The sequence below is a fragment of the Streptomyces sp. Ru73 genome, from assembly GCF_002920575.1.
GTDB lineage: Bacteria > Actinomycetota > Actinomycetes > Streptomycetales > Streptomycetaceae > Streptomyces.
Map to the genome: position 1 here is coordinate 46349 of NZ_PQSQ01000053.1, position 8003 is coordinate 54351.

6 protein-coding genes and 1 pseudogene are annotated in these 8003 nt (G+C 73.8%); 3 read left to right on the forward strand and 4 right to left on the reverse strand.

Translation table 11 applies throughout. The features are described from left to right. Positions 1 to 49: 49 nt before the first annotated feature. Positions 50 to 1561 carry a HAMP domain-containing sensor histidine kinase gene (locus C3486_RS22060; protein WP_103834482.1) on the reverse strand — a complete coding sequence of 504 codons (1512 nt, stop codon included), beginning with the start codon at positions 1559 to 1561 and terminating at the stop codon, positions 50 to 52. Beyond that, the gene (locus C3486_RS22065) at positions 1554 to 2216 is read right to left on the reverse strand and encodes a response regulator transcription factor (RefSeq protein ID WP_103834483.1); all 663 of its coding nucleotides are present in this window, start codon (positions 2214 to 2216) and stop codon (positions 1554 to 1556) included. Before C3486_RS22065 ends, C3486_RS22060 begins: the two co-directional genes overlap by 8 nt. A 196-nt stretch (positions 2217 to 2412) precedes the next feature. Between C3486_RS22065 and C3486_RS22070 the strand changes: the two genes are divergently transcribed. After that, on the forward strand, positions 2413 to 3084 hold the full coding sequence (locus tag C3486_RS22070) for a PepSY domain-containing protein (protein WP_103834484.1): 672 nt from the start codon (positions 2413 to 2415) through the stop codon (positions 3082 to 3084). Between the two features lie 115 nt (positions 3085 to 3199). Here the strand turns inward: C3486_RS22070 and meaB are convergent, their stop codons facing one another. Further along, a complete protein-coding gene (gene meaB, locus C3486_RS22075; RefSeq protein WP_103834485.1) occupies positions 3200 to 4162 on the reverse strand; it encodes a methylmalonyl Co-A mutase-associated GTPase MeaB in 963 nt (320 codons plus the stop codon). A gap of 91 nt (positions 4163 to 4253) precedes the next feature. Further along, complete coding sequence (locus C3486_RS22080) at positions 4254 to 5429, reverse strand: acetyl-CoA C-acetyltransferase (protein WP_103834488.1); 1176 nt, start codon at positions 5427 to 5429, stop codon at positions 4254 to 4256. Positions 5430 to 5597: 168 nt separating this feature from the next. On the opposite strand from C3486_RS22080, the gene mce reads away from it, so the two are divergent. Further along, entirely contained in the window at positions 5598 to 6026 is a 429-nt protein-coding gene (gene mce, locus C3486_RS22085; RefSeq protein ID WP_103834486.1) for a methylmalonyl-CoA epimerase, read from the forward strand. A 162-nt stretch (positions 6027 to 6188) separates the two neighbouring features. After that, positions 6189 to 8003 (forward strand): annotated as a pseudogene (locus tag C3486_RS22090) (hypothetical protein); the annotation flags it as partial.

Genomic DNA, 8003 nt, shown 5'->3' on the forward strand with positions numbered 1-8003 from the left:
CCCGTCGTACCCGCGCGGCGCCGCGGCCGGCCGGTGCCGGCCGCCGGGCTCAGCCCGAGGCGCGCGAGCCGTTCGCGCCCTGTGAGCCGCGCGTGCCGTGCGGTCCACGCGAGCCGTTCGGGCTCTGCGAGCCGTGCGCGCCCTCCGGGCCGTGCGCGCCGTCCGGTGCGACCGGCAGCCGCAGTTCGAACGCCGCGCCCTCGCGCACCGCGAGCGTGCCGCCGTGCCGTTCGGCGATGTCCCGGGCGATCGCGAGGCCCAGTCCGGCGCCGCCCTCGTCACGGCTGCGCGCGTCGTCCAGCCGGACGAACCGCTCGAAGATCCGCTCCCGGTCGGCCTCGGCCACGCCGGGCCCGTCGTCGTCCACCCGCAGCACGGCCCAGCCGTCCTCGCGGCCGACGGCCACCCGCACCTGCGAACGGGCGTGCCGCTGGGCGTTGTCGACGAGGTTGCCGAGGATGCGGCCGAGCTGGCCGCGCGAGCCCGACACCTGCACGCTCGGCAGGTCACCGGTGCGTACCGGCAGCCGGTCGGCGACCCGCTGCGACAGCTCCTCGCGGGCCAGCGCGCCCAGGTCGACGCGGGTGTCCTTGGGCCGCTCCCCCGCGTCCAGCCGGGCGAGCAGCAGCAGGTCGGCGGCCAGGTGCTGGAGCCGTACGGTGTCCTCCACCGCGCCCGGCAGGTCCAGCAGTTCGGGGTGGGCCTCGGCCACCTCCAACTGGGTGCGCAGGCTGGCGATGGGGCTGCGCAGCTCGTGCGAGGCATCCGCGATGAAGCGGCGCTGGCGTTCCACGGACGCCTCCAGCGCGGCCAGCGTCTCGTTGGTGGTACGGGCCAGCCGGGCGATCTCGTCGCGCGAGGCGGGCTCCGGCACCCGCCGGGACAGGTCCGTACTGGCGGTGATCGCGGCCATCTCCGCGCGGATGTCCTCGACGGGGCGCAGCGCGCGGCGGGTGACCAGCCAGGTGACGCCCGCGACGACCAGGAGCAGCAGCGGCAGGCCGATGAGCATGGCGGTCCGTACCGAGCCGAGGGTCTTCTCCTCGGCGCCGACCGGGGTGCCGGCCATGACGGTCACGGTGCGGTCGTGGGTGTCGGTGGCGTCGACCTCGGCCCAGCGGTAGTCGGCGCGCTCGCCGTCGACGACGGCCGTGCCGTCGGAGTTGTCGACGTCGTCGTCCACCTCGCCGGGGCGGGGGGCCTCGCCCTGCCCGCTGTCCTCGCCGTGCCGGCCGGTGCCGGGCGGCGTGCCCCGGTGGACCTTCCAGCCGTCCACCTCCTGGAGGTCCTCGTCGGCCGCCAGCACGCGGCCGTGTTCGTCGTCGACGAGGACGGGGTGCTCGTCGGGGTCCGGGAGGTCCAGGTCCTTGTAGGCGGTGCCGGTGGCGATCGCGGAGGCGACCTCGCGCGCCGTGACCTCGGCGTGCAGGTCGGCCTGGGAGACCAGGTTCGCGCGCAGCACCAGCAGGACCGCTATGCCGACGCCGATCAGGGCGAGGGCCACCACGGCCGTGGCGCCGGCGGCGGCCCTGGCCCGTACCGAGCCGAGGGCCCTAAGCACCTGGCACCATCCGGTAGCCGGCGCCGCGCACGGTCTGGATCGTGGCCGCGCCCAGCTTGCGGCGGAGGGCGCTGACGTAGACCTCGACGATGTTCGGGTCGCCCTCGTAGGCGAAGTCCCAGACGTGCTCCAGGATGTCGAGCTTGGAGACCACGTCGCCGGCGCGCAGCGCGAGCTGTTCCAGCACGGCGAACTCCTTGGTGGTCAGGGGCACCTCGGCGTCCCCGCGGCGGACCGTGCGGGCGCCCTGGTCGATGCTGAGGGGGCCGACGGTCAGGACCGGGAGCGCGGTGCGGCCGCGGCGGCGCAGCAGGGCCTTCACGCGGGCGACCAGGACGACGTAGCTGAAGGGCTTGGTGAGGTAGTCGTCGGCGCCGGTGTCCAGGCCCTCGGCCTCGTCGTACTCGCCGTCCTTGGCGGTGAGCATGAGGATGGGCACGTCGTTGCCGGCGGCGCGCAGGGCGGCGCAGACCCGGTAGCCGTTCATGCCGGGCAGCATGATGTCCAGGACGAGCAGGTCGTAGGCGCCCTCGCTCGCCCTGTGCAGGCCCTCCGGGCCGTCGTGCACGACGTCCACGGCGTACCCCTCGGCGGTCAGGCCGGCGGCGAGGGAACGGGCCAGCCGCTTCTCGTCCTCCACGATCAACAGGCGCATGCGACCAGAGTGCCACCGCCTTGCTGAAGGCGACTTCAGGGTGGCGTTGCTGAAGGCCCCTTCAGGCTTCTTCAGGGTGGCTTCAGGAACGGCTCGGCAGTGTGTGGTCATCACCTGGGGGCCACCCCCGGCCCCCTCCGGGAGACCCCCGGCCCCTGGGTGATCCGCAACAGCTACCGCTTTGGAGGCTTCCACCATGAAGCGCAATGTCGTCATCGCCACCGTCGCCGCGGCCGCCCTGATCGCCGGCGGTACCGCGACCGCCGTCGCGATCGGCAACGAGGACGGGACGACAGCGGCGCCGGACACGTCGTCCGCGCAGGGGCAGCAGGCAGGCGGCGCGGAGAACGGCCGGAACCAGCCGCAGGACGACGACCACGACGGCGACGGCAACGACGCCCGGGACGCGCGTGCCGCCACGGTCACCGCGCAGCAGGCGGCGGCCGCCGCGCTGAAGGCGGTACCGGGCTCGGTCACCGAAGTGGACCTGGACGACGACGCGTCGGGCGTCGCGTGGGAGGTCAGCGTCCTGGGCAAGGACGGCCGGTGGCACGACCTCACCATCGGCGCCGACAGGGCCGAGGTGCGCCACCAGCACGTCGACCGGGACGGCGACGGGGACTTCGGCAAGCAGAAGGTCCGCTCCGCGCTGAACGACGCCTCCGTGGACATCGCGCAGGCCGCCCGGAAGGCCGCCGCGCACGGCACGGTCGTGTCCGTGGAGCTGGACGGTCCCGACCACGGCAAGAAGCTGGTCTGGGAGGCCGAGACGGTCACCAAGGACGGCGCCGAGCACCACGTCACCGTCGATCCGGCCGGTGGCGCCGTCTCCCAGGCGCACTCGGACGACGACGGCGACGACGACTGACCACGTTCGTGACCTGCGGCGCCCCCCGCCGCCGGTCCGGCCGGCCGGCTCCCCGCCCCCCGGGGAACCGGCCGGCCCGTTCCGTCAGCCCTGTTCCGTCAGGAGCCCCGGTCCGTCAGGAGCCCTGTTCCGTCAGGCCCGCCACCAGTTCGTCGGCGGCGGTGTACGGGTCGAGCGTGCCGGCCACGATGCGCTCGGCCAGGGCGCCGAGCCGGCGGTCGCCGTGCAGGTCGCCGATGCGCTCGCGGAGGGTGGTGACGGCGATGGTCTCCACCTCGCGGGCCGCGCGCGCCGCCCGGCGCTCGGCGAGCACGCCGTGCTCGTCCATCCAGGCCCGGTGCTTCTCCAGCGCCTCCACGACCTCGTCGACGCCCTCGCCGCGCGCCGCGACCGTCTTCACGATGGGCGGCCGCCAGTCGCCGGGCGCGCGGGACTCCCCCAGGCCCAGCATGTGGTTCAGCTCGCGGGCCGTCGCGTCGGCGCCGTCCCGGTCCGCCTTGTTGACGACGTACACGTCACCGATCTCCAGGATGCCCGCCTTGGCGGCCTGGATGCCGTCGCCCATGCCCGGCGCGAGCAGCACCATGCTGGTGTCGGCCTGCGAGGCGATCTCCACCTCGGACTGGCCCACGCCGACGGTCTCCACGAGGATCACGTCGCAGCCCGCCGCGTCCAGTACGCGGATGGCCTGCGGCGCCGCCCAGGCCAGGCCGCCGAGGTGGCCGCGGGTGGCCATGGAGCGGATGTAGACGCCGGGGTCGGAGGCGTGCTCGCTCATCCGGACCCGGTCGCCGAGCAGGGCGCCGCCGGAGAACGGCGAGGAGGGGTCGACGGCGAGGACGCCCACCCGCTTGCCCGTCTTCCGGTAGGCGCTGACCAGCGCGGAGGTGGACGTCGACTTGCCCACGCCCGGCGAGCCGGTGAGGCCCACGACGTACGCCTGACCCGTCAGCGGGGCCAGTGCGGCCATCACCTCGCGCAGCTGCGGCGAGGCGCCCTCCACCAGCGAGATCAGCCGGGCCACCGCACGCGGCCGGCCCTCGCGGGCCTGGGCGACCAGGGTGGGGACATCTGCCATTGCCCATCGCTCCGTTCTCTGTCCCTGCGGATGTACGTACGGGCCGGTACGGGCGCCGCACGGGCACCCGTACCTCAGCAGCCCGGTCGGGTCACTTGCCGGGCACCTTGACGATCAGGGCGTCGCCCTGGCCGCCGCCGCCGCACAGGGCCGCCGCGCCCACGCCGCCGCCGCGCCGGCGCAGTTCCAGCGCGAGGTGCAGGACGATGCGGGCGCCGGACATGCCGATGGGGTGGCCGAGCGCGATGGCGCCGCCGTTGACGTTCACCTTTTCCGGCGAAACCCCGAGGTCCTTCATGGACTGCACGGCGACCGCGGCGAACGCCTCGTTGATCTCGATGAGGTCGAGGTCGGCGACCGTCAGGCCCTCCTTGCCGAGGGCGTGGTTGATGGCGTTGCTGGGCTGGGACTGCAGGGAGTTGTCCGGGCCCGCGACGTTGCCGTGCGCGCCGATCTCCGCGATCCAGTCCAGGCCCAGCTGCTCGGCCTTGGCCTTGCTCATCACGACGACCGCGGCGGCGCCGTCGGAGATCTGCGAGGAGCTGCCGGCGGTGATGGTGCCGTCCTTGGCGAAGGCGGGGCGCAGCTTGCCCAGGGACTCGGCGGTGGTCTCGCCGCGGATGCCCTCGTCCTGGCTGAAGACGACGGGCTCGCCCTTGCGCTGCGGGATCTCCACGGGGGTGATCTCCGCCTCGAAGAGGCCGTTCTTCTGGGCGGCAGCGGCGCGCTGGTGGGAGCGGGCCGCGACCTCGTCCTGCTCGGCGCGCCGGATGCCGAGGCGGGTGTTGTGCTTCTCGGTGGACTCGCCCATCGCGACGTTCTCGAAGGAGTCGGTGAGGCCGTCGTGCGCCATGGAGTCCAGCATCTCCACCGCGCCGTACTTGTAGCCGCCGCGGGACTTCGGGAGGAGGTGCGGCGCGTTGGTCATCGACTCCTGGCCGCCGGCCACGACGATGTCGAACTCGCCCGCGCGGATGAGCTGGTCGGCCAGCGCGATGGCGTCCAGGCCGGAGAGGCAGACCTTGTTGACGGTCAGGGCCGGGACGTTCATCGGGATGCCGGCCTTCACGGCCGCCTGGCGGGCGGGGATCTGGCCCGCGCCGGCCTGGAGGACCTGGCCCATGATCACGTACTGCACCTGGTCGCCGCCGATGCCGGCCCGGTCCAGCGCGGCCTTGATGGCGAAGCCGCCGAGGTCCGCGCCGGAGAAGGACTTCAGGGAGCCCAGCAGGCGCCCCATGGGAGTACGGGCCCCCGCGACGATCACGGAGGTGGTGCTGCCGTTCGATGAGGACATCAGCGCGGCCCTTCCTGTGCAGGGAAGTTAACGAGGGTTTTCATCAATGTACTGAGCGGTACCGCACCGGGTCACCGGGCTGTGGATGTGATCGCGCGCACGTTGCGTAATCATGCGTGCGAGCGGTGCACTGGAGAAATGCTGACGCGAATCGACCACATCGGGATCGCCTGTCATGACCTCGACGCGACCGTCGAGTTCTACCGGGCGACGTACGGGTTCGAGGTCTTCCACAAGGAGATCAACGAGGAGCAGGGCGTCCGGGAGGCCATGCTCAAGATCAACGATACGTCCGACGGCGGCTCTTCGTACCTGCAGCTGCTGGAGCCGACCCGAGAGGATTCGGCCGTGGGCAAGTGGCTGGCGAAGAACGGTGAGGGGGTGCACCACATCGCCTTCGGCACCGCGGATGTGGACGGTGATGCTGCTGACATCCGCGGGAAGGGCGTACGGGTCCTCTACGACGAGCCGCGCCGTGGTTCGATGGGCTCCCGGATCACCTTCCTGCACCCCAAGGACTGCCACGGCGTGCTGACCGAACTGGTCACGGCCTCCCAGGAGCACTGACCTTCGCGTTCCCCGGCCGGTAGAGTGCTGCTTCGGCCGGGGTCCGGATCGGGGCTCGGTCCAATCTCCGCCGATGATCTGACACCATTTCTTCGGAAGGGTCAGCTCCACGCACGACGGAGCCGGCCGCCACCATGACCAGGGGACGGATGGGACCGCGCAGTGCGGGGCAACGACCGCTACGAGGCTGACGATCACCTCTCGCAGTTCGAGGCCGAGATGGAGCGGCTGAAGACGGAGCGGGACAAGGCCGTCCAGCATGCCGACGACCTCGGCTATCAGGTCGAAGTTCTGCGTGCCAAGCTTCACGAGGCACGCCGTACCCTCATGACGCGGCCGGCGTACGACAACGTCAGCGCCCAGGCCGAACAGCTGCTGCGGAACGCCCAGATCCAGGCGGACCAGCTGCGCGCCGACGCCGAGCGGGAGCTGCGCGAGGCCCGCGCCCAGACGCAGCGCCTCCTCCAGGAGCAGGCCGAGCGCCAGTCGCGGCTGGAGGCCGAGCTGCACACCGAGGCGGTGGAGCGGCGCCGGCGGCTGGACGAGGAGCTGAACGAGCGCCGGGCCACCGTCGAGAGCCACGTCAACGAGAACGTCGCCTGGGCCGAGCAGCTGCGCGCCCGCACCGAGTCCCAGGCCCGCCGGCTGCTGGACGAGTCCAGAGCCGAGGCCGAGCAGCAGCTCGCGCACGCCCGCGCCGAGGCCCAGCGGCTGACCGAGCAGGCCCGCGAGCGGCTGAGCGCCGAGGCCGAGCAGGCGCGCGCCGAGGCCGACGCCATCCTGCGCCGCGCCCGTACGGACGCCGAGCGGCTGCTGAACGCCGCCTCCACCCAGGCCCAGGAGGCCACCGACCAGGCCGAACAGCTGCGGACCTCGACGGCCGGAGAGACCGAGGAGGCCCGCCGGCGCAGCGCCGAGCTGACCCGCGCCGCCGAGGAGCGGATGCAGGAGGCCGAGACGGCGCTGCGCGAGGCGCGCGCCCGGGCCGACAAGCTCGTCGAGGAGGCCGAGGCGGCCGCCGCCAAGCGGCTGTCCGCGACCGAGTCGGAGAACGAGCAGCGCACCCGTACGGCCCGGCAGGAGGTCGCCCGGCTGGTCGGCGAGGCCACCAAGGAGGCCGAGGCCGCCAAGGCCGAGGCCGAGCAGCTGCGCGCCGACGCCAGGGCCGAGGCCGAGCGGCTGGTCTCCGAGGCCCAGGAGGCGGCCCGCGCCAAGGCGGCCGAGGACTCCGCCGCGCAGCTGGCGAAGGCCGCGCGGACCGCCGAGGAGATGGTCAGCAAGGCGGCGGAGGACGCCAAGGCCACCACGAAGGCCGCCGCCGAGGAGGCCGAGCGGATCCGCAAGGAGGCCGAGGCCGAGGCGGACCGGCTGCACGAGGAGGCGCACGAGACCGCGCAGGCGCTCAAGGGCGCCGCGAAGGACGACACCAAGGAGTACCGCGCCAAGACCGTCGAGCTGCAGGAGGAGGCGCGCCGGCTGCGCGGCGAGGCCGAGCAGCTGCGGGCCGAGGCGGTCGACGAGGGCGAGCGGATCCGCGGCGAGGCGCGCCGCGAGGCCGTGCAGCAGATCGAGGAGGCCGCGGCCACCGCCGAGGAGCTGCTGGCCAAGGCCAAGTCGGACGCCGAGGAGACCCGTTCGGGCGCCGCGGCGGACAGCGAGCGGGTGCGCAGCGAGGCCGCCGAGCGCGCCGCGCAGCTGCGCGCGCAGGCCGAGGAGGCGCTGGAGCAGGCCCGCCAGGAGGCCGAGGACCTGCACGCGGCCGCCGAGGAGGCAGCGGCGGCGACCCGTGCCGAGGCCGAGGCGGCCGCCACGGAGCTGCGGGCCGAGGCCGAGCGCAGCGCGGACGAGCGGCGCGAGCTGGCCCAGGCCGAGCTGGACCGGCTGCACACCGAGGCGGAGGAGCGGGTCGCCGCGGCCGAGACGGCGCTGCGCGAGGCCCGCGAGGAGGCCGAGCGGCTCCGCAAGGAGGCCCACGGA

Excerpts from the sequence above, each read along its gene's own strand:
- C3486_RS22065 (WP_103834483.1), bottom strand. The coding sequence starts at position 2,216 with ATGCGCCTGTTGATCGTGGAGGACGAGAAGCGGCTGGCCCGTTCCCTC.
- C3486_RS22070 (WP_103834484.1), top strand. The coding sequence starts at position 2,413 with ATGAAGCGCAATGTCGTCATCGCCACCGTCGCCGCGGCCGCCCTGATC.
- meaB (WP_103834485.1), bottom strand. The coding sequence starts at position 4,162 with ATGGCAGATGTCCCCACCCTGGTCGCCCAGGCCCGCGAGGGCCGGCCG.
- mce (WP_103834486.1), top strand. The coding sequence starts at position 5,598 with ATGCTGACGCGAATCGACCACATCGGGATCGCCTGTCATGACCTCGAC.